Annotated in this window: 17 protein-coding genes; 15 read left to right on the forward strand and 2 right to left on the reverse strand. The window is 43.1% G+C overall.

From position 1 onward, the window contains the following. Positions 1-402: 402 nt before the first annotated feature. The 4 genes from DP116_RS14175 (at position 403) to glf (ending at position 4,652) form a co-directional block, all read left to right on the forward strand. The gene (locus DP116_RS14175; protein ID WP_169155802.1) at positions 403-1,008 is read left to right on the forward strand and encodes a serine acetyltransferase; all 606 of its coding nucleotides are present in this window, start codon (positions 403-405) and stop codon (positions 1,006-1,008) included. A 41-nt stretch (positions 1,009-1,049) separates the two neighbouring features. Further along, positions 1,050-2,006: a glycosyltransferase family 2 protein gene (locus tag DP116_RS14180; protein WP_169155803.1), complete on the forward strand. Its 957-nt coding sequence runs from the start codon at positions 1,050-1,052 to the stop codon at positions 2,004-2,006. A 121-nt stretch (positions 2,007-2,127) separates the two neighbouring features. Next, the gene (locus tag DP116_RS14185) at positions 2,128-3,306 is read left to right on the forward strand and encodes a hypothetical protein (protein ID WP_211173269.1); all 1,179 of its coding nucleotides are present in this window, start codon (positions 2,128-2,130) and stop codon (positions 3,304-3,306) included. Between the two features lie 239 nt (positions 3,307-3,545). After that, positions 3,546-4,652, forward strand: a complete 1,107-nt coding sequence (gene glf / locus DP116_RS14190; RefSeq protein WP_169155804.1) for a UDP-galactopyranose mutase — start codon at positions 3,546-3,548, stop codon at positions 4,650-4,652. Positions 4,653-4,691: 39 nt separating this feature from the next. Here the strand turns inward: glf and DP116_RS14195 are convergent, their stop codons facing one another. After that, positions 4,692-5,093: a hypothetical protein gene (locus DP116_RS14195; protein WP_169155805.1), complete on the reverse strand. Its 402-nt coding sequence runs from the start codon at positions 5,091-5,093 to the stop codon at positions 4,692-4,694. Positions 5,094-5,300: 207 nt separating this feature from the next. Here DP116_RS14195 and DP116_RS14200 point away from each other — a divergent pair, with 207 nt between their 5' ends. From DP116_RS14200 to DP116_RS14215, 4 genes are all read left to right on the forward strand, one after another. Continuing rightward, the gene (locus DP116_RS14200) at positions 5,301-6,935 is read left to right on the forward strand and encodes an alpha-D-glucose phosphate-specific phosphoglucomutase (RefSeq protein WP_169155806.1); all 1,635 of its coding nucleotides are present in this window, start codon (positions 5,301-5,303) and stop codon (positions 6,933-6,935) included. Positions 6,936-7,325: 390 nt separating this feature from the next. Continuing rightward, entirely contained in the window at positions 7,326-9,251 is a 1,926-nt protein-coding gene (locus tag DP116_RS14205; RefSeq protein WP_339381453.1) for a bifunctional serine/threonine-protein kinase/formylglycine-generating enzyme family protein, read from the forward strand. Positions 9,252-9,676: 425 nt separating this feature from the next. Further along, positions 9,677-10,897, forward strand: a complete 1,221-nt coding sequence (locus tag DP116_RS14210; protein WP_169155807.1) for an acetate kinase — start codon at positions 9,677-9,679, stop codon at positions 10,895-10,897. Positions 10,898-10,978: 81 nt separating this feature from the next. Beyond that, a complete protein-coding gene (locus DP116_RS14215; protein ID WP_169155816.1) occupies positions 10,979-11,449 on the forward strand; it encodes a hypothetical protein in 471 nt (156 codons plus the stop codon). Positions 11,450-11,551: 102 nt separating this feature from the next. Here DP116_RS14215 and DP116_RS14220 read toward each other — a convergent pair whose 3' ends face one another. Further along, positions 11,552-12,367, reverse strand: coding sequence for a DUF1838 family protein (locus DP116_RS14220; protein ID WP_246275625.1), 816 nt, complete (start codon positions 12,365-12,367; stop codon positions 11,552-11,554). Between the two features lie 182 nt (positions 12,368-12,549). On the opposite strand from DP116_RS14220, the gene DP116_RS14225 reads away from it, so the two are divergent. From DP116_RS14225 to DP116_RS14255, 7 genes are all read left to right on the forward strand, one after another. Continuing rightward, the gene (locus DP116_RS14225; protein WP_169155808.1) at positions 12,550-13,347 is read left to right on the forward strand and encodes a pentapeptide repeat-containing protein; all 798 of its coding nucleotides are present in this window, start codon (positions 12,550-12,552) and stop codon (positions 13,345-13,347) included. Positions 13,348-14,047: 700 nt separating this feature from the next. Then, a complete protein-coding gene (locus tag DP116_RS14230) occupies positions 14,048-14,848 on the forward strand; it encodes an aminotransferase class IV (RefSeq protein ID WP_169155809.1) in 801 nt (266 codons plus the stop codon). A 107-nt stretch (positions 14,849-14,955) separates the two neighbouring features. Beyond that, the gene (ftsH3, locus tag DP116_RS14235; RefSeq protein ID WP_169155810.1) at positions 14,956-16,827 is read left to right on the forward strand and encodes an ATP-dependent zinc metalloprotease FtsH3; all 1,872 of its coding nucleotides are present in this window, start codon (positions 14,956-14,958) and stop codon (positions 16,825-16,827) included. Between the two features lie 482 nt (positions 16,828-17,309). Next, positions 17,310-17,795 (forward strand): hypothetical protein, encoded by a 486-nt coding sequence (locus DP116_RS14240; protein ID WP_169155818.1) that lies wholly within the window; start codon positions 17,310-17,312, stop codon positions 17,793-17,795. A gap of 504 nt (positions 17,796-18,299) precedes the next feature. Then, the gene (locus tag DP116_RS14245) at positions 18,300-19,010 is read left to right on the forward strand and encodes a pentapeptide repeat-containing protein (protein WP_169155811.1); all 711 of its coding nucleotides are present in this window, start codon (positions 18,300-18,302) and stop codon (positions 19,008-19,010) included. A 9-nt stretch (positions 19,011-19,019) separates the two neighbouring features. Further along, a complete protein-coding gene (locus tag DP116_RS14250; RefSeq protein WP_169155812.1) occupies positions 19,020-19,844 on the forward strand; it encodes an SDR family oxidoreductase in 825 nt (274 codons plus the stop codon). A 20-nt stretch (positions 19,845-19,864) separates the two neighbouring features. Next, positions 19,865-20,450 (forward strand): alpha/beta fold hydrolase (locus tag DP116_RS14255; RefSeq protein ID WP_169155813.1); only part of this gene is annotated, 586 nt, incomplete at its 3' end.

The raw sequence follows: 20,450 nt of genomic DNA on the forward strand, positions 1-20,450 counted from the left end.
GTAATATATATATTATGGCTAAGCTTTTACATCTTAAATCTCACTAACCTATCTCTATAAAAACAGTTACCCACAAGTAGACTGCTTATCCTTATTGTTTAGTAGAGAGTCCGACGCCTCAAAAATGGCTTACAGTGGATAGCCAAACCTCCTTCGATATAACTCAAAAAAACGATTGCAAATATTTTGCAATTTTGTTTGCAAGCTCATAAAGTTTATCATCTTAGTTTAAATTTAATAGCCTGAGTCGAGGTAAAAAATAATAGGTCAACTATTTTTTTTGTCAAAGAACTACCTGAATTCTGTAAGCTGGTTGAATTTTGACTTTTGGAAAACGAGGGAGTGGAACTATAAACACACGCTGAAATTATTTATTTGTTGAGTAAGGAGATGTCATAAAGCATGAATTTTTCTATTAATTATATACTGCAAGATTGGCAAGTTAATCAGGAAACAAGCTCAAAATCACGTTTGATATTATTGATGTTTCGCTCTACAAGAATACTTGGGAATCTGCCTGCGCCTTTTTCTTTGTTTTCTAGTTTTTATCGAGCTTTGTACCAGTTTGTAGTTGAGTGGATATTAGGGGTTGAATTACCTTGGGATACACAGGTAGGACCAAATCTTAAGCTACTTCATTGTCAAGGTTTGGTCGTCAATCATGAAACGATAATAGGTATGAATTGTACCTTGAGGCATTCAACCACTATTGGAAATAAGATACTGCCAGATGGTACAGCCAGTGGATCTCCAAAAATTGGGAATAACGTAGAAATAGGTTCCAATGTTGTGATTATCGGACCAATTACAGTTGGGGATAATGCTGTGATTGGAGCTGGTTCTGTTGTGGTGAAAGACGTTCCTAACCGTACCGTGGTTGTAGGAAATCCAGCAAGAGTTATTCGCACACTCAATACCCCTTTGTCTTTGATGAACAACGAATCACAGCAAGCTTCAGAACTGGCATCAGTATCAAATCATTCTAATACCGATAGTCTGTATAGATAATTTACTATTCTTGATTAGCAAAATGCTGAGGAAGACCGAAAATGGTCAAGGTTTCTATTGTTATTCCAGCCTATAATGCTATGACCTACCTCCCTGAAACAGTGGAGAGCGTTCTGAGGCAGACCTTTAGTGATTTTGAAGTATTAATTATTAATGATGGTAGCGCAGACAATATTGTCGAATGGGTTTCTCAGCTAGTAGATTCACGAGTGAAACTGATTTCCCAAACAAATCAGGGCGTACCCAAAGCACGCAACACAGGTATTGCTAATGCTCAAGGAGAGTATATAGCATTCTTGGACGCTGATGATTTGTGGGAGCCGACCATGCTAGAAAAACAAGTGCGTTGTCTGGAAAATAATCCCGCAGTAGGCTTGGTGCATACTTGGATGGCTGTTATTGATGCACAAAGTCAGCCCACAGGTAGAGTCATGATCTCAAATGCCGAGGGCGATGTATGGAAACAACTCGTGGTGCAAAATACAGTACCTTCCTCTTCAGTCATGGTTCGTCGCTGTTGTTTTGACACGGTTGGGGGATTTGACCCAAATTTACGCAACATTGACGATTGGGATATGTGGATTCGTATTGCAGCTCGTTATCCCTTTGCAGTGGTCAAAGAACCTTTAATGCGCTATCGAATGCACCTTAATAATATGACTAAAAACTGGCAAGTGGTGGAAGAAGCTTTTGAGATCATTATTGAGAAAGCATTCAGCTGTGCACCGCCCGAACTACTGTATTTAAAAAGCCGAAGCTATGGTCATGCCAATATGTTTTTAGCTTGGAAAGCCGTGCAAAGTGGTAATAGAGACTACAAAAAGGCGATTCATTTTCGGCAACAAGCCATTACTCACTTCCCTATGCTGCGTCACTCGCGGGAATACTTTCGCTTGAGTTTGGCGATCGCCATGCTGCAATGGTTCGGCTCTAATAATTACACTAAAATACTGTCGCTGCTTTACACTCTGCGCCGACGCATATTAAGTGTTACCTAACAACATCGCACTTCTTGCACCAAGTGATTACAGAATATCGAACACTGGTCTTTATAGCTTGACCTGCGTATTATCTGACAAACTATCCTAGTTGTTGTTAGGAGTAAAGGAGCATACTAACTTGACGACCAACAAAGCTCGTAAATATACGGTATTTTTACGGCAACTAGGGCAGAAGAAGCGTCACTTAAGCAATATAACGTGTGTTTTCTTAACGATATTTTTGGTTAGCTTGCTCTCGTATCTAAGTTATGCTTCTACCACCGGCGTTACCATGAGCCAGAACACCAACCACATTGCCAAATCTACCACCACTCAAGGCAAACGCGACAAATGGCTATGGCCTTTCGCATCCAATTCTATATGGAATATGCCGATTGGCGATCGCGCAGTTTATCGACCAGCAAATATTCAACAGGCAAAATATGCTTCAGCAGATGAGGAATACTTCTACAAACTGAAGACTAGCGATCCCCAACGTCCGGTTTACAGTCCTGGCAATTTTGGACCAGGACGCTGTACAGGGACTCAATCTATGGGAATTTCACTACCTGTGCCAGACAACTTAATTGTTCCAGATGCCACAAGTCAACCATATTATACACCCAACAATGCCTCAGCCTTTCTCATGCCCGATGGTAAAACTCTTGAACAGTTTGAACCACTAGCACGCTGTACAGCAGGAGGATCTGTTCATGGGTGGCGTAACCCTTGGGGCGGTGTTGATATTTATGGCGATGGTATCAAAGGCGGACACCTCGGTTCTGGTCTCTCTTCTATTGGTGGGTCTATTCGCAAAGGTGAACTTATAAAAAATCAACCGATCCGCCATGCATTAAAAGTTGTTATCTGGGGAGAAAAATACCTTCACTACTCTCGTACTGTTCCAGGATATCGTTGGCCTGCCTACATTGCCGACAGCAAAGCCGCCAATCAATATCACGGTACTAACCCCAAGTTGGTGCAAGGGACACTTCTGGCAATTCCCCACAATGTCACTGCAGCAAGATTAAAGCTGCAAACACCAGCTGCTAAAAAGCTGTTTCAGGCATTACAAAATTATGGTGCTTACGTTGTTGATGATGCAGGTTGGGACGCACATTACTTATGTCTAGAAAAAGGAGTTCTTGAAGAATTCCGGGCTACTTATGGTTATGACTTCCAAACTACTAATGGAAAATTTTACGACGACTTTATGAAGCTATTTAAAGCACTTTACATCGTCGATAACAACGCGCCGAAAAATATCGGTGGTGGTGGGACTCCACGAGTTTCCCTAGCACCTCCAATCGGTAACTGACCAATCAGTTATCAGTTATCAATTATCAGTTATCAGTTATCAATTATCGATTTGATAATTGTTCATTGTTCATTAGACATCTGAGTAAAACAATGTAGAGACGTTCCATGGAACGTCTCTACAAGGGTTACAGATAACGCACAATTAATTTCTGGAGATGTCTATTGATGTTGACCTGAACTTGCAAATCATTGCTTCTGCTTGTACATATCCAAATATTTAAAAGGTGGAATACTTAAATGTTTGATTACTTAATTGTTGGCGCAGGATTTGCTGGAAGCGTCCTTGCCGAAAGACTAGCAAGTCAGTCTGGAAAAAAAGTTCTGATTGTTGACAAACGTCCTCATATTGGCGGTAACGCCTACGATCACTACGACGATTCAGGCTTACTCGTACACAAATACGGTCCCCACATCTTTCACACCAACTCCCGCGAAGTCTTCGATTATCTTTCATTCTTCACCGAGTGGCGACCTTACGAACACCGCGTTTTGGCTAGCGTAGATGGTCAAGTTGTGCCCATCCCAATCAACCTTGACACCGTTAATCGGTTATACGGATTGAATCTCACCGCGTTCCAAGTAGAGGAGTTCTTCGCTTCAGTCGCTGAACAAAAAGACTACATTCGCACCTCAGAAGATGTGGTGGTAAGCAAAGTTGGTCGAGAACTGTACGAGAAATTTTTCCGTGGCTACACCCGTAAGCAATGGGGACTCGATCCATCGGAACTCGACAGATCAGTCACCGCCCGTGTCCCTACCCGCACAAACCGCGACGATCGCTATTTCACAGACACTTATCAAGCAATGCCTCTACATGGTTATACGCGGATGTTTGAGAAGATGTTGTCTCACCCCAACATCAAGATTATGCTTAACACCGATTATCGGGAGATTCAAGAGGCAATCGCCTACCGCGAGATGATCTACACTGGTCCCATCGACGAGTTCTTCGATTACTGCTATGGAAAACTACCCTACCGTTCCCTAGAGTTCAAGCATGAAACCCTAAACAAACCTGTGCATCAGCCTGCACCAGTGATAAATTACCCGAACGAACATCTATACACCCGCGTCACCGAGTTCAAGTACCTGACGGGACAGGAACACCCTAAAACTAGTATTGTCTACGAGTACCCGCAAGCAGAAGGAGATCCCTACTACCCCATACCGCGTCCAGAAAACGCTGAACTCTACAAACAATACAAAGCACTAGCCGACGCAACCCCAAGCGTGCATTTCGTGGGACGGTTGGCAACCTACAAGTATTACAATATGGATCAAGTTGTGGCTCAGGCACTAACAGTCTACTCCCAGCTTGTTCAACGGGTACTCATCAAGATTTAACTCATCCGCCGGCTATAAAAACACGAAGCCGTGGGAGTATCAACGTACATACACCCGTTGATTTCCATATCTGTTGTATCGCCGAACTGGTTGAACACGATATCGCCGAACTGGTCGATACACTCGTTGAACACGCGATCGCCGAATTGGTCGAACACGATATCGCCGACGAGGTCCTATTATGATTGTTCTGCGAACTTGGGGTCGTCGTCTATTGTATCTTTGAGCAACGACTAAGGGTTGTTCTCCAACTGTGTTTATCTCTGGTTCTAAACTTTGCTGTCCAAAAGCATTGTTAAAATCCTTATCATTTAACTCAACTGCTTGAGCAGATGACGGATAACCCATAGCAAACACCAATATCGCTGTGGCGAAGAACTTGTATATCCGTTTTGACTGGGCGATAGGGAAATAAGATGGGAAAAATTTATTATTAGCCATTGTAAATTTCTCTATTAGGCGAGATACCTAAACATATCGCTAGTTGACACTCCCCTGGAAGACAGCCTAAGTAAGATTCAAGCTACAAGAGATTCAACCGTAAGAAGGAAATTAAAATTCAACTAGAGGTTGTTGCAGCAACATCTGCTTAAGTAGTGTTAGGACTATGAAGCAATTCTTGTTGTGAACTCTGCCTCAAATATCACGATGGTTATCAAAACTATACAAACCCAGCCGTTTACCGACCAAAAACCAGGTACATCTGGACTCAGAAAGAAGGTTTCTGTCTTCCAGAAGCCTCATTACTTGGAAAACTTTGTGCAGTCGATCTTTGACAGCCTGGAAGGATATCAAGGTCAGACTTTGGTTTTAGGAGGTGATGGTCGTTACTACAATCGTCAAGCAATTCAAATTATCCTGAAAATGGCAGCCGCTAATGGCTTTGGGCGAGTGCTCGTCGGTCAAGGCGGTATTCTTTCTACCCCGGCTACCTCTGCCATTATTCGCAAGTATGACACATTTGGTGGTATAATCCTCTCTGCCAGTCACAATCCTGGTGGGCCAGATAGAGACTTTGGTATAAAGTACAATATTAGCAATGGTGGACCGGCTCCAGAAAAAGTCACGGAAGCCATTTCTAATCGTAGTAAAGAGATTAATAGCTACAAAATTTTTGAGGCTCCTGATGTTAATCTTGATACTTTAGGAGAGATCAAAATAGGCGATATGCTGGTGGAGGTGATTGACTCTGTCGCAGACTACGCAGAATTGATGCAGTCGCTGTTTGATTTTGACCGCATCCGCCAACTGGTGACCAATGGACAGTTCCGTATGTGTGTTGACTCCTTACATGCTGTGACTGGTCCCTATGCTCATAATATTTTTGAGGAACGTTTGGGCGCACCGCCGGGAACTGTCACGAATGGTAAACCTTTAGAAGATTTTGGCGGTGGACATCCTGATCCCAACCTTGTTTATGCTCATGATTTGGTGGAAATTCTGTTTGGGAACAATGCGCCTGACTTTGGTGCTGCTTCCGATGGAGATGGCGATCGCAACATGATTCTCGGACGCCAATTCTTTGTCACTCCTAGCGATAGCTTAGCTATTTTAGCAGCAAATGCCAAATTGGTTCCTGGGTATAGCTCTGGTTTAGCAGGTATCGCCCGCTCAATGCCTACGAGTCAAGCACCAGACCGTGTGGCAAAACAACTCGGTATTGAATGTTATGAAACTCCCACAGGCTGGAAGTTCTTTGGTAATTTGTTAGATGCAGATAGAGCAACCCTTTGCGGTGAGGAGAGTTTCGGTACAGGTTCCAACCATATCCGCGAAAAAGATGGACTTTGGGCTGTGTTGTTCTGGCTGAATATTCTCGCAGTGCGGCAACAATCAGTAGAGCAGATTGTCACAGAACATTGGCAAACCTACGGGCGTAATTATTACTCGCGTCATGATTATGAACAAGTCGATAGCGATCGCGCCAACACTCTCATAACAAGTGTGCGTGCTATGCTGCCAACACTCAAAGGAAAGCAGTATGGTTCCTACCAGGTTGAGTACGCTGACGATTTCAGTTACACCGACCCGATTGATGGTAGCGTTAGTCAAAAGCAAGGAGTTCGCATTGGCTTCACCGATGGTTCGCGGATTGTCTTCCGGCTATCAGGTACTGGTACACAAGGTGCAACACTAAGGTTATATCTGGAAAGCTACGAAAGCGATCCAGCAAAGCAGAATCATGATCCACAAGAAGCACTAGCGGAACTTATCACGATTGCAGATGAGATTGCCCAGATTCATAAGTTGACTGGAATGGATAAGCCAACTGTGATTACCTGATATCAAATCAGTGAACAGTTATCAGTGAACAGTTACCAGCTCTGTCGTTCCCATGCTGAGCATGGGAATGCACTTCTCTCGTTCCCATGCTCAGCATGGGAATGCACTATCGGAGGCTCTGCCTCCCAATTATTATATTGAGGCAGAGCCTCAAGTTATGCATTCCCGAACAGAGGCAAGGAACGAGAAAATCTTTCCCTCTCCTTTATAAGGAGAGGGATGCCCGACAGGGCAGGGTGAGGTTCCCAAGTCTCCTTTATAAGGAGAGAGATGCCCGACAGGGCAGGGTGAGGTTCCCAAGCTCGGCAAGAAAATGTACACTTTAATTAATCGCTAGCTTGTTCAGTAAGCAATTTGGCAAAATAAGATCATCGGATATAAAAAAACCTGATGTTTGTGGGCACAGTTCTCCGTAATTGCTACAAAATCGTCAGACTGCTAGGAAGTGGTGGTTTTGGTGATACTTATCTGGCAGAAAACTTGGATTTACCTGGACATCCATTGTGTGTTGTCAAACATCTTAAACCAAGAGACCCGAACCCAGATGTTTTACAAATAGCTAGACGACTGTTTGAAAGTGAAGCACTGGTTTTATATAAATTAGGTCATGAAAACAACCAAATTCCGAGACTGTTTGCTCACTTTGAGGAAAATGGTGAATTCTATCTGGTGCAGGAATATATTGAAGGAAGTGATTTAAGTAGTGAAGTCACAGTTGGTAAGAGGTGGAGTGAACAGGAAGTCACTCAACTTTTGCGAGAGATTTTGGAAGTTCTAACAGTCGTTCACAAGCAAAATATTATCCACCGAGATATCAAGCCGCAAAATCTCATGCGTCGTCGCGAAGATCGCAAGATAATATTGATTGACTTTGGCGCAGTCAAACAAATCAGCACCTTAGTAAATATTCAAGGACAAACCAGCGCTTCAGTTGCCATTGGTACTCCGGGTTATGCGCCTAACGAACAAGCTGCCGGATATCCAAAACTATCGAGTGATGTCCATGCGGTGGGAATGCTGGCTATTTTTGCCCTCACAGGTATAAAGCCTCACGAATTGCCAAGAGATCCCACGAATGGCGAAGTCGTTTGGCGGAATTGGGCAAATGTTAGCGAGAGATTCGCTGATATTTTAACGAAGATGGTGCGCTATCACTTCAGTGAACGCTATCAGTCAGCAGCAGAAGCGTTGTCAGCACTTCCAGCACCACCAAAACCAAAACCACAACCAAAATCACAATCAACGCCAATACCTGCACCGCTACCAACATCGCAACCGACACTGCAATCAACGCCAATGCCGCGACGGCAAGTCATTCAAATGTTAGGGTTGATAGGAACTGGAGTTGGTTTGGCTATTGTCGGACAACAGCTTTTGCAAGGTGTTTTCAGACGGAGAGACGATGTTGTCGAGACACCAACACCTTCTCCCAGCATAAGATCTGATATTTCTTCTACATCATCACCAACACCGAAACAATTAGCCACACCACGAAGTGTATCCTTACAAACCTTTAATTTTGAAACTGTCAGTGTTGATGCACAGGGAAATATTAACAACCGCAGCAACCGTCAGGCGAAATACTTCGCGCAAGACTTGGGGAATGGTGTCACCTTGGAGATGGTACAGATACCGGGTGGTACGTTTCTCATGGGTTCACCACCAGGGGAAAAACAAAGAGAGTCAAACGAAGGACCACAACATCAAGTCACAGTTCCTGGGTTTTTTATGGGCAAGTATGAAGTGACTCAGGCTCAGTATCAGGCAATTATGGGTAACAACCCTTCCAACTTTAAAGGAGAGAAGCGTCCAGTGGAAAAAGTTAGTTGGAATGATGCTGTGGAATTGTGCCAACGCTTAAGTCAGAAGACGGGACGCACCTACAGACTACCCAGCGAGGCAGAATGGGAATATGCAGCTCGTGCAGGAACGACTACACCTTTCTACTTTGGCGAAACGATTACAACTGATTTAGCAAATTACAACGGAACGAAAACTTACGCCTCTGAACCAAAAGGTCAATATCGCCGACAGACAACAAACGTGGGGAGTTTTCCACCCAACGCTTTTGGTTTATATGATATGCACGGTAATGTTTATGAGTGGTGTCAGGATGATTGGCATGACACTTACCAAAGCGCACGCACTGATGGTAGTGCATGGTTAACGCAAGGTAGTACAAATGTTCTAAAGCTGGTTCGTGGCGGTTCGTGGGGCCTCAGTCTAGGGCTTTGCCGCTCGGCGTTTCGCTATAGGGTCTACCCCGGCCTTCGTTACTACGTTATCGGTTTTCGGGTGGTGTGCGTGGTTGCGTGAGGACTTCCTTGCCCTTTGCTCTTTTGCTCTTTTGCTCTTTACACTTCTTTACTTTTTCCTTCTTCCGCCGCAGGCGAATAAAAAATTTTTTATAAAAACAGGACTTACGCACGAACAATGTAACTATAGCGGTTCTCGGTTGGGTGCAGTACGCTTTTTGACCTCACCCCTTACCCCTCTCGAAATTTCCTCGAAACCTCACCCTGCCCTTCGGGCATCCCTCTCCTTAGTAAGGAGAGGGAAAGATTTTAGCGAAGCTAAAAGCGAGGGTGAGGTTTTGGCGTCAGACAAAACCGGGGTGGGGTTTTTACACCAATGCCTAAAAAAATATTCGCGACACAGCACATTAGACAGATGTTCATTAAGTAAAACCATCTCATAATTATTAGCGCCATAACCACTCTAAAAATCAGTTTCTGCTGACTATGAAAATACTGGTACTAAATGCCGGATCGAGCAGTCAAAAGAGTTGTGTGTACGAAATTACAGGTAACACTCTCCCCGAAGAACCTCTCAAACCCCTTTGGGAAGCAAAAGTAGACTGGACTCACCAACAGGGTTTTGCAGAACTCGAAGTTAAAACAGCCAAGGGTGAACAATTACAAGAGAAAATTCCCGCAGATTCTCGCACTCAAGTTATGGCTCATATGCTGGATACCCTGTGCAAGGGTTCTACGCAGGTGATTAGTCAGCCGTCAGAAATTGATGTAGTGGGTCATCGCGTTGTACATGGTGGACAAGATTACCGTGAGAGTGTGGTGATTACTGAAGATGTGAAACAGGCGATCGCCCGTCTGGCAGAACTCGCTCCTGACCATAACCCCGCTAATTTGGAAGGAATAGAAGCCATTGAGCAACATTTAGGAACACTCACCCAAATAGCAGCATTTGATACTGCATTTCATTCTCATCTCCCTGATGCCGCAGCCATCTACCCCGGTCCCTACGAGTGGATAGAACAAGGTATCCGTCGCTACGGATTTCATGGCATCAGTCATCAGTACTGTGCTAAGCGTGCGACTCGCATCCTCGGTCGAGATTTAGCATCTGTGCGGTTAATCACATGTCATTTGGGCAATGGTTGCTCTTTAGCCGCGATTCAAAACGGTCGCAGCATTGACACAACAATGGGGTTCACACCACTAGATGGATTGATGATGGGCAGCCGTTCCGGTGCTGTTGACCCAGGAATTCTCATTCACCTGTTGCGGCAATCTGATAACTCTGTTGACGAGCTAGCAAAAGTGCTAAATAAGGCTTCTGGTTTACGTGGAATTTCTGGTATTTCTAATGATATGCGAGAAATTAGGGAAGCAATTTCCCAAGGCAATTCTCGCGCTCAATTGGCGTGGGATATTTACGTACATCGCCTGCGGTCTTATATTGGTGGAATGCTTGCTAGCTTGGGAGGATTAGATGCCTTAGTGTTTACCGGTGGTGTGGGCGAAAATAATCCTGAGATTCGCGCCGCAGCTTGTGAAGCTTTTGCATTTCTGGGACTAAAACTTGACCACGAGAAAAATGCACACAAGCCTGTTGATGTAGATATTGCCACTCCTGATTCTACCGTGCGGGTATTGGTGATTCATACGGAAGAAGATTGGGAAATTGCTTGTGAATGTTGGCGACTGTTGGAAAAAAAGTAGATTTTACAAAAGCAGATGGTTGATACTAAAAAGATAATACGACAGCCAATCTTTTTCCTCACAGCAGTAGCTGTGTTGACAATGTTCACACTGACTAGTTGCGACAGCTTAACCACTAACCAGTATGAAGCCACAGCCCTCACCACTTATACCTGGCAAGTTAAGTATGCCGATGACCTCGCCAATGAACAAGTACCACGCTTTGAAACTTTTGCCACCACTTCCTTACTTAATCGTAACGGCTTGAAGCCAGAAGGAGCAGTGACTGGTCCTGATGATAAGGGTTTATGGTGGTCTAGTTTACCACCGCGACCCTCAGTTGATGAAATCGAACAACGCAAAAAATCCCAAGAGGCAGGTAGTCCTGAATTGTTGAAATCTGTGAAGTACGAACTCAAGTATAAAGTGGGAGAGGATCAAAGAAAACTACCCACGAACTATCAGGTTTATCGAGAGGTGGTGAAGGCGTATCCCTCACAGACTTCTTTGCAATTAACTTTGGGATTGGATAATAACTCAGTTGAGAAAGCTGAACCTGTGGGTAGCAAATAAAATTAGCTTATGAATTAAATCAGCGACCAGTTACCAGTTATCAGTTACCAGTTACCAGTTACCAGTTTTCACTGTTCACTGTTCACTGTTAAGCGTTCCCTCTCAAGAGGTTTCCTCAATTGGGAAAATATCGCCCTTTAAGTAGGATTCAAAATGTTTCTTAAAGTACTGAATACTCGTCATATTCGGTTCATCACTTTCTGTGGGTGTAAATTCATAAATTGGTACTTTTTCTCTCACCAGGTTGACCAATTTAGGATGAAGTTGCTCAAAAGAATCGACTCTAGATATTGTTGTTTCAAACCTTAATTTAGCTGGATGACCATATCCTAACTTCATCCAAGGCATCCAAGGACAATCCCTTGCCCACTTCGCAGGAGGGACATCAGAAGCATCGGGTCGGCAAATATTTGATGTGAAATATTCAACTCCCTGAAACTTTTCCCCAGGACAATAATCCGAGTATTTACTATCTCCTGCTAACGGATGCGGATATTCCAAAGGAATTTCCATTACAGAGGTGATATATCCAGTACCTTTGGGTATGACAAATTTTTTTGGTTTAACTGAGCCTTGTACAATTCGGTTAGCAATATGTACGACTGGTAGTGCTTGATTTGCTTCTGGTGACTTCCAGTAAGTCAGAATCTCTTGCGTCACGGGGTCACAAAATAAACCCAATTCTCTATTGATACGATACCCAACTTCGCCGTATTCAGGACTAGTCTTGATAAAGACTTTCGTTGCATTCATGCCAATAATAGAAAACAATTTCTCCCTTGGCAAGTCTGGTTTTTCTTGCCACCAAATTTCCCCAGACCAGTTGTAATAAAGCTGTAACCCATGATTTTTTCTATAAAAATCAAGGTTATTAAGTTCGTAGTCATCCAAGTAATCACTCATGTTTGTTCCATTCATCCTGAAAGACTTTTGCTCGCAATTATCACCTAAAGCGCGTTGGATCTCATTCAAAATTCACGCATCACATCTTAGAACACAGATTAAAGCAATGGAAAATTTATTGTAAAATTTGGCCAAACTTCTACGTAAAATTCGGGATTGCAGATAGTTGCATAGAATAGCTATCTTGTACTCATTATATGCATTTTATCTTTATAAATATCCACAATAGCACCGTTATGGTAGATGTCGATTATTTGACGCTACTTGAGTTAGGAGTTGAAGCTTGGAACCATTGGAGGAAAAACAACCCCGACATCAAGCCGAACCTAAGTTATGTAGAATTATCTGCAACTTTAGATGATATAAACCTCAGTCACACAGACCTCAAATATGCAAAAATTCACTCTGCAGAACTACAAAATGCAAATCTTACCAAGGCAAACTTAAGAGGAGCTGATTTTAGCATTGTAGATTTAAGTGGCGCAGACCTCAGTTATGCAGATCTCAGTGATGGACTATTTTTAGGTTCAGTTGAGTTTTGTGGAGCCAACTTGAGTGGAGTAAACTTTACAAGTGCAGACTTAGGCATGTGCGTTATCAATTATGGTCTTTTTTTTCGGGCTAGTCTCAGTGGAGTGAACCTCTCTCATGCAAATCTGACTCAGGCTAGTTTGAGATTTGCAGACCTTAACGGCGCAAACCTCTGTGGGGTAGACTTTTCTGGAGCAGATCTTTGTGCTGCAGATTTGAGAGGAGCAAACCTTTTTGGTGCAAACCTCAGCAAGGCAGATCTCAGAGGCGCAGATTTCGCTGATGCTAATCTCACATACGCAAACCTAAGCGAAGCGAAGTTGGTGGGGTCACCAAATTTTGGAAAACTGGGAATGTATGATTTCAGTTATCTGAATGATAGAACGCTCAACTTGAGCAATGCCAACCTTAATGGTGCTGATTTTAGTAGAGCTGACTTGACAGATCTTAAACAGACAGTGTGACGATAATCACAAGTTTGCAGTAATACGTAGCACTTGACAACTGTGAGATTTAACAATAAACAACAGTGACTGCGACACTTCCCTTACATCTTCAGTTCGGGGATATTTATTGATAACACACTTATCAATGGATCGTCAAGACCGAACTTACCAAACCAATTCACAAAGTAACATAAGTTGAGGCAACAATTATGAAAAAACTATTAAACTTCATTTATAAATTATTTGGTTTAGAAACCGAAGAATCGCGTTTATCAGATTCTTACAAGGATTAAATTCCGAATAAGTCTTGCAAGCAGTATCGTTGCTGTAACTGAATACGACTTGGAGTTGAAATAGTAGTACACCATTAGGGACATTGCCACTCAGTTCTTTCGTGAGCTTTGACTATAATTGAGGCTTCGTACAATTCCAGTTTTTTTATAAGAAGGTTTACACGTCCAGTTGAGAAAAATCTGGACGTATAAGCATGTTTCTATGAGCTAAGCAAAACTGTTTTCCAAAACTTTAACTGAATTTTTTAGAGTTTCGCTGTATCGGCGATAACCAATTAATCGAAAAAACTAAGATCAGAATGGAGTTTAATAGGGACTCCTAATTCTGACGGGAGTGACAAAAATGAGCTATCTTCAAAAGACTGAAGATAGAATCAACAGTTAGTAGTTAGTCACAAAATACTACTAACCACTCCCTTGGAGGTATGTTTATTTACTGGTTTAACGGCAAATTAATTGAGTCTCGAACTCTAGAGTTAGAAATTGACGATCCTGGGTTACTCTACGGAGCAACTGTTTTTACGACGCTGCGAGTTTACAATAACTCGCTCGATAGTAGATTAACTCACTGGCGCTGCCACTGCGATCGCCTAAAATTTAGTTTACAAACCTTTGGTTGGCAAATGCCAGATGAGGAGCGATTGCGTCAAGGAGCAGAAATTATCATGACGCACTTCCCTGTCCTCAGAATCGCCGTCTTTCCTGATGGACGTGAGTGGATAACGGGAAGATTGCTGCCAAAAAACTTGACACAAAACCAGAAAAATGGTTTAATAGCAACTTTAGCCGAATCTGAGTTTGCTCGCAGTTTACCCTCTCATAAAACAGGAAACTACCTCAGCGCATGGTTAGCAAAAGCTAACGCTCAAAAATTAGATGCCCAAGAAGTCATTTTGGTAGATACTGTGGGAAATTGGCTAGAAACAAGTACGGGTAACCTCTGGGGGTGGCGAAATGGTAGTTGGTGGACGCCGCCCTTAACAGCAGGAATTTTGCCCGGAGTCGTGCGCGGACAGCTTGTAGATTGGCTTTTGAAAAAGCAGCAAGTGGTTCGAGAGGAACCTTGGACACCAGAGTTAGTCAAGGGATTTGAGGCAATTGCCTACAGCAATAGTGTAGTGGAAACCGTCCCGATTCATACCGTTATACAGCCTACAGGAAAGCTAGAATATAATCCCCATCATGGCTGTTTTCAACAACTGCGGATGTTTTTTATAGCATTGTAGGTGCAAAATTTGGTATACGTTAAGATAAGTTAACATAATTCTTAAAAAGCCCTCTCTTTACAGAGACGCTACGGGAAAGCACAAGAGATCTAGGAGGATTGACCTGGGTGAATAACAAACGATGGAGAAATGCGGGGCTGTACGCACTGCTGTTTATTGTTGTCATTGCGCTGGGGACAGCGTTTTTTGACAACAAACAACCACAAGGTAGAAAAACATGGCGATACAGTGAGTTTATTCAAGCAGTTGAAAAAAGCAAAATCAAACCTAATGGCGAAAACGACACATTTGCACAAGTTGCGCTGAGTGCAGATCGGTCTATGGCTGATGTCAAGTTGGATGACTCAAGAAGGTTTGTAGTGACCTTGGTCAACGACCCAGACCTGATCAACACTCTCACTGCAAAAAACGTAGATATTAGTGTTTTGCCGCAAACCGATGATACATTTTGGTTTAAGGCACTAAGTAGCTTATTTTTCCCTGTATTACTTCTGGTTGGCTTATTCTTCTTGCTACGCCGCGCTCAAAATGGTCCTGGTAGCCAAGCCATGAACTTTGGCAAGTCCAAAGCCAGAGTGCAAATGGAACCGCAAACCCAAGTGACATTTAATGATGTTGCTGGTATTGACCAAGCGAAGCTAGAACTCAATGAAGTCGTAGACTTTTTGAAAAACGCTGACCGCTTCACGGCTGTTGGAGCAAAAATTCCCAAAGGCGTACTGCTGGTTGGACCTCCAGGAACTGGTAAAACCCTGCTCGCGCGTGCAGTCGCAGGCGAAGCTGGTGTTCCTTTCTTCTCCATCTCTGGTTCTGAGTTTGTGGAAATGTTCGTGGGTGTCGGTGCATCCCGTGTCCGCGACTTGTTCGAGCAAGCAAAGACAAATGCCCCCTGTATCGTCTTCATCGATGAAATTGACGCCGTAGGTCGTCAGCGGGGTGCTGGTTTAGGCGGTGGTAACGATGAACGGGAACAAACCCTCAACCAGTTACTCACAGAAATGGACGGCTTTGAAGGTAACACAGGTATCATCATCATTGCTGCTACCAACCGTCCCGACGTTCTAGATGCAGCGTTGTTGCGTCCTGGTCGCTTCGACCGTCAAGTTGTTGTAGACCGCCCAGATTATGCTGGACGTGTGGAAATTCTGAAAGTTCATGCCCGTGGTAAGACCTTGGCAAAAGATGTGGACTTAGAAAGAATTGCCCGTCGTACTCCTGGGTTCACTGGTGCAGATCTTTCCAACTTGCTGAATGAAGCTGCTATTCTCGCTGCGCGTCGAAATTTAACTGAGATTTCGATGGATGAAATTAACGATGCGATCGACCGCGTGTTAGCAGGTCCAGAGAAGAAAGACCGAGTTATGAGCGAAAAGCGTAAAGAACTCGTAGCATATCACGAAGCAGGTCACGCCCTTGTCGGTGCTTTAATGCCAGACTATGACCCTGTGCAGAAGATTAGCATTATTCCTCGTGGTAGAGCTGGTGGTTTAACTTGGTTTACCCCCAGTGAAGACCGGATGGACACTGGCTTATACAGCCGCGCTTATCTGGAAAATCAGATGGCTGTCGCATTAGGTGGTCGTCTTGCTGAAGAAATTATCTTTGGTGAGGAAGAAGTGACCACAGGTGCGGCTCAAGACTTGCAACAAGTTGCTCGTGTCGCCCGTCAGATGGTGACACGGTTTGGAATGAGCGATCGCCTAGGTCCAGTTGCTCTTGGTCGTCAGCAAGGCAATATGTTCCTCGGTCGAGACATCATGGCTGAACGCGACTTCTCTGAAGAAACTGCTGCTGCTATTGATGAAGAAGTCCGCACACTGGTAGAAACAGCTTACCAACGCTCCAAAGAAGTGTTGGAAAATAACCGCCACATTCTTGACCAAATCGCGCAAATGCTGGTTGAGAAGGAAACAGTGGACGCCGACGAATTGCAAGAACTGCTGGCAAACAACGATGTGAAAACTGCAACGTTTGCTTAAAAAGTGAGGAGTTAAGAGTGAGGAATGCTTCAAACAGTGAACAGTGAACAGTGAACAGTGAACAGTGAACAGAGAAAGCGATTTATTGACCCCCCTGGTAACTGGTAACTGGTAACTGGTAACTGATAAAACACTTCTCATTCTGAACTCCTAAATTTTGAGATTCAGGGTAATTCTGGAATTTTCCAAAGTTGCCCTGATTTTTTGTGAGAAATCTTGCTTAGAGGATCTTTTAAAAGTGGTGGCTGAGGTATCCAAAATTTTAGATCCTCCTAAATCCTCCTTAAAAAGGAGGACTTTGAGAAGGTTATTCCCCCCTTGGAAAGGGTTCCCGCGTTGTTGCAAGAGCGTAGGCGTGCAGGAGATAGCAACTGGCGTGAGTTAGAGGGGTTCTCAATATAACGGTAGACTTTACAAACATCCTCTAACACTAGTTTTCTTAATTTTGAATTTCTCATTTTGCGAATTTTGAATTGTTTATGATGCCCAGATCCAAAATCCTAACCACATCTTTTCATGATCAAGGAGTTTATCCCTGCCCAGTCTGTCGTGTAGGTAAGATTAGTCATATGCCATTAATGGAGGCTATGTCTTGTGACTTCTGCCAACAAATTTTTACTGCCAACGTAGAAGAACAGCAAATTAAAATGCCATCCAGACAACCACCTCTAATTTGGCATTGGAATGGCTTTAATTGGACAGAAGCGCAAATAGAAGGTGTAGAACTTGGATGGGGCTATGTGATAGCAGCAGTTGTTTTTGTACTCCTCCCAACTGTTTTAATTGGGATAGTCGCTTATCATTTTCCACCCCATCCAGAAACTCCCTTATCTTGGGTACCATATGTCTGGACAGCATTAACTTTTTTGTTACATCTAGCAATTATTGTTTGGCTTTTGATTGAAGTTTATCAAATTCCAGTTGGGGCGTATTGGCGAGCTATACAACAGCGTTTTCTTGGTCGGTGATGATGAGAAATATCTACTGTTAAGCCAGATGGAATCACTATTTGGATAGCTTATAGCGTCTGAGTTAACAACAGATGTTGGAAAATCTTAACGAAGCTTGATTTTCAAGTATAGAAGTTATATAAGAATGGGAAAAACTATAACAAGCTTATAAAAGTTACGACTTAACAAAAAAAATAACAAAATGTTAAGGTATATATCATTTCTCATAAAATCAAGAAGGAATTCAAATTTCAATGACGCAAAGCATAGGGTTTGATACTTGTTTGTAGAATGCTTACTATATTTCCTCATTCCTCGAAAGACTGCGTCTGTTAGCATACAGTTATGCTGTAGTAAAATGGAGAGTCACGATTGCTCAAGTGTGGTTTCCAGCTAAGCAAATATACTAATAAATCTCGGCTTTTAGCCAAAATCAGCAAACAGCAAAAAAGTTTGACAAATAATGCAGCCGCTAAACGGTTGCATCACTCATAATTAAGATAATTTCCACCGAAACGTCTTATGAGCGAGTTCGAGCAGTACTATAGAGTTTTGGAATTAGAGCCTGGGGCAACATTTGAGGAAGTGACCCAAGCTTACAAAGATTTGGCTTTTGTATGGCATCCTGATCGCCTTCCAAAAGACAATAGCCGCTTACAAGAGAAAGCGCAAAAAAAGCTACAAGAAATTAACGAGGCTCGTGAGCAATTACGCTTATCGAAGATGAAGTATCAAAGGTTACATTATTCTGCCTCACACTATTCAGCACCATCTGCACAGAAACAGCCAACTGAGAAAACCTATCAACATTCAGCACCGTCTGCACAGAAACAGCCAACCGAGAAAAGCTATCAACCACCACACCCAAACCCAGACTTAAGTGGAAAAGACTATAGTCGGGCAAACTTACAAAACAAAGATTTATCTGGCAGAAACATGAGTTATGCAAACTTGAGTGGTGCAAATCTCAGTGATACTTTCATGCACAAAGTGAATCTTAGAGGTGCAAATTTGTCTGAGGCAAATTTATTTAGAGCTAACCTACTTTTAGCTGATCTCAGGGAAGCCAATTTCCGGGGTGCTAATTTAGTTGGAGCAGATTTGAGTGGAGCAGACTTGCGGGGAGCGAACTTCATGGGAGCGCGGATGAAATCTGGTGACAGACTTCTTGTTAAACTGGTTGGAGCTAACTTAGCTGGGGCAATCATGCCTGATGGCAAAATTTATGAATAAATTAAGATAATGAACGTTGCGATTATTGGTTGCGGATATGTTGGTTGTACAATTGCTCGGTATTGGCAACAAAAAATGACTTTTGTGGTCACCGCTACCACAACCACTCCAGAACGTGTCCCTGCGCTGCAAGCAGTAGCCCAACGAGTCGAAGTCGTCAAAGGAAATGACCCAGAAGGTCTAAAATCAGTCTTGAAAAATCAAGATGTTGTGCTTTTGAGTGTTGGTGCAAAGAGTGCTGATGTTTACGAAGAAACCTATTTACATACTGCTCAAAGTTTAGTCTCTCTCCTCAAACAGACTCCTAGTATACAGCAACTGATATATACAGGGAGCTATGCTGTTTATGGTGACAGACAGGGAGCATGGGTGGATGAAGAATCACCACCAGCACCTGCTAACCAAAATGGACAAATTATTACCGATACCGAGCAAGTTTTACTATCAGCATCCAGTGCAAACCTCCGTGTTTGTATTTTGCGATTGGGAGGTATTTACGGTCCAGGTCGAGAATTGGTAAAAATATTTGGTCGATATGCTGGCGCAACCCGACCTGGCAATGGCAAGGATACAACAAATTGGATTCACCTGGATGATATTGTTGCTGCTATAGAGTTTGCTCGTAGGACTCAACTACAAGGCATTTATAACTTAGTTGATGATGCCCATCTCACCACTGGAGAATTACTTGAAGGTGTGTTTGAAACACACAATCTACCCAAAGTCACATGGGATTCCTCCCAAGAGAGTAAGCGCCCATATAATGCCAAGGTGTCTAATAAAAAGATGAAAGATGCAGGATACAAATTGATTCATCCCCAGATACTTTTCTAGCTGTTCTTAGGTGCAGTCCCATGATTTATCAAGAGAAAACAGTATCTCCTACCCAGTTCTACAATTGGAAAAATTATCGCTGCGCCTATGAGGTTGATAACCCAAGTCAATCAACTCCTGAGGGTATTCCCTTATTGTTAATACACCCGATTGGCGTTGGATTATCGCGGCAATTTTGGCAGCGTTTTTCCAGCGAATGGTATAAACAAGGTCGTCGCAATCCCATTTACAACCCCGATTTATTGGGATGCGGTGAAAGCGATATGCCTCATGTTGCTTACACTCCAAGTGATTGGGCAGAACAGTTGCAACAGTTTTTAAAAACGGTAGTGCAAAAACCTGTCGTTTTGGTCGCACAGGGTGCTTTATTTCCAGTTGCAATTGAATTAGTTCAAAAAGAACCAAATTTAATCGCCGGACTTGTATTAGCTGGTCCTCCAGCGTGGGCAGTTATTACGAAAAAAACACCAGAATGGCAAGATAAAGTGATTTGGAATCTGTTGGATTCGCCTTTTGGTAATACTTTTTATCGTTATGCCCGAGGTGAAAAGTTTTTGCGTGATTTCTCGACTAGCCAACTGTTTGACTCAGCCGATGCTGTTGATG

The organism is Brasilonema bromeliae SPC951 (assembly GCF_012912135.1).
GTDB classification, from domain to species: Bacteria; Cyanobacteriota; Cyanobacteriia; order Cyanobacteriales; family Nostocaceae; genus Brasilonema; species Brasilonema bromeliae.

Excerpts from the sequence above, each read along its gene's own strand:
- DP116_RS14175 (WP_169155802.1), top strand. The coding sequence starts at position 403 with ATGAATTTTTCTATTAATTATATACTGCAAGATTGGCAAGTTAATCAG.
- DP116_RS14205 (WP_339381453.1), top strand. The coding sequence starts at position 7,326 with ATGTTTGTGGGCACAGTTCTCCGTAATTGCTACAAAATCGTCAGACTG.
- glf (WP_169155804.1), top strand. The coding sequence starts at position 3,546 with ATGTTTGATTACTTAATTGTTGGCGCAGGATTTGCTGGAAGCGTCCTT.
- DP116_RS14230 (WP_169155809.1), top strand. The coding sequence starts at position 14,048 with ATGTTTATTTACTGGTTTAACGGCAAATTAATTGAGTCTCGAACTCTA.
- DP116_RS14225 (WP_169155808.1), top strand. The coding sequence starts at position 12,550 with ATGCATTTTATCTTTATAAATATCCACAATAGCACCGTTATGGTAGAT.
- DP116_RS14245 (WP_169155811.1), top strand. The coding sequence starts at position 18,300 with ATGAGCGAGTTCGAGCAGTACTATAGAGTTTTGGAATTAGAGCCTGGG.
- DP116_RS14210 (WP_169155807.1), top strand. The coding sequence starts at position 9,677 with ATGAAAATACTGGTACTAAATGCCGGATCGAGCAGTCAAAAGAGTTGT.
- DP116_RS14195 (WP_169155805.1), bottom strand. The coding sequence starts at position 5,093 with ATGGCTAATAATAAATTTTTCCCATCTTATTTCCCTATCGCCCAGTCA.
- DP116_RS14200 (WP_169155806.1), top strand. The coding sequence starts at position 5,301 with ATGGTTATCAAAACTATACAAACCCAGCCGTTTACCGACCAAAAACCA.
- DP116_RS14215 (WP_169155816.1), top strand. The coding sequence starts at position 10,979 with ATGTTCACACTGACTAGTTGCGACAGCTTAACCACTAACCAGTATGAA.
- DP116_RS14180 (WP_169155803.1), top strand. The coding sequence starts at position 1,050 with ATGGTCAAGGTTTCTATTGTTATTCCAGCCTATAATGCTATGACCTAC.
- DP116_RS14220 (WP_246275625.1), bottom strand. The coding sequence starts at position 12,367 with ATGAATGGAACAAACATGAGTGATTACTTGGATGACTACGAACTTAAT.
- DP116_RS14250 (WP_169155812.1), top strand. The coding sequence starts at position 19,020 with ATGAACGTTGCGATTATTGGTTGCGGATATGTTGGTTGTACAATTGCT.
- DP116_RS14240 (WP_169155818.1), top strand. The coding sequence starts at position 17,310 with ATGCCCAGATCCAAAATCCTAACCACATCTTTTCATGATCAAGGAGTT.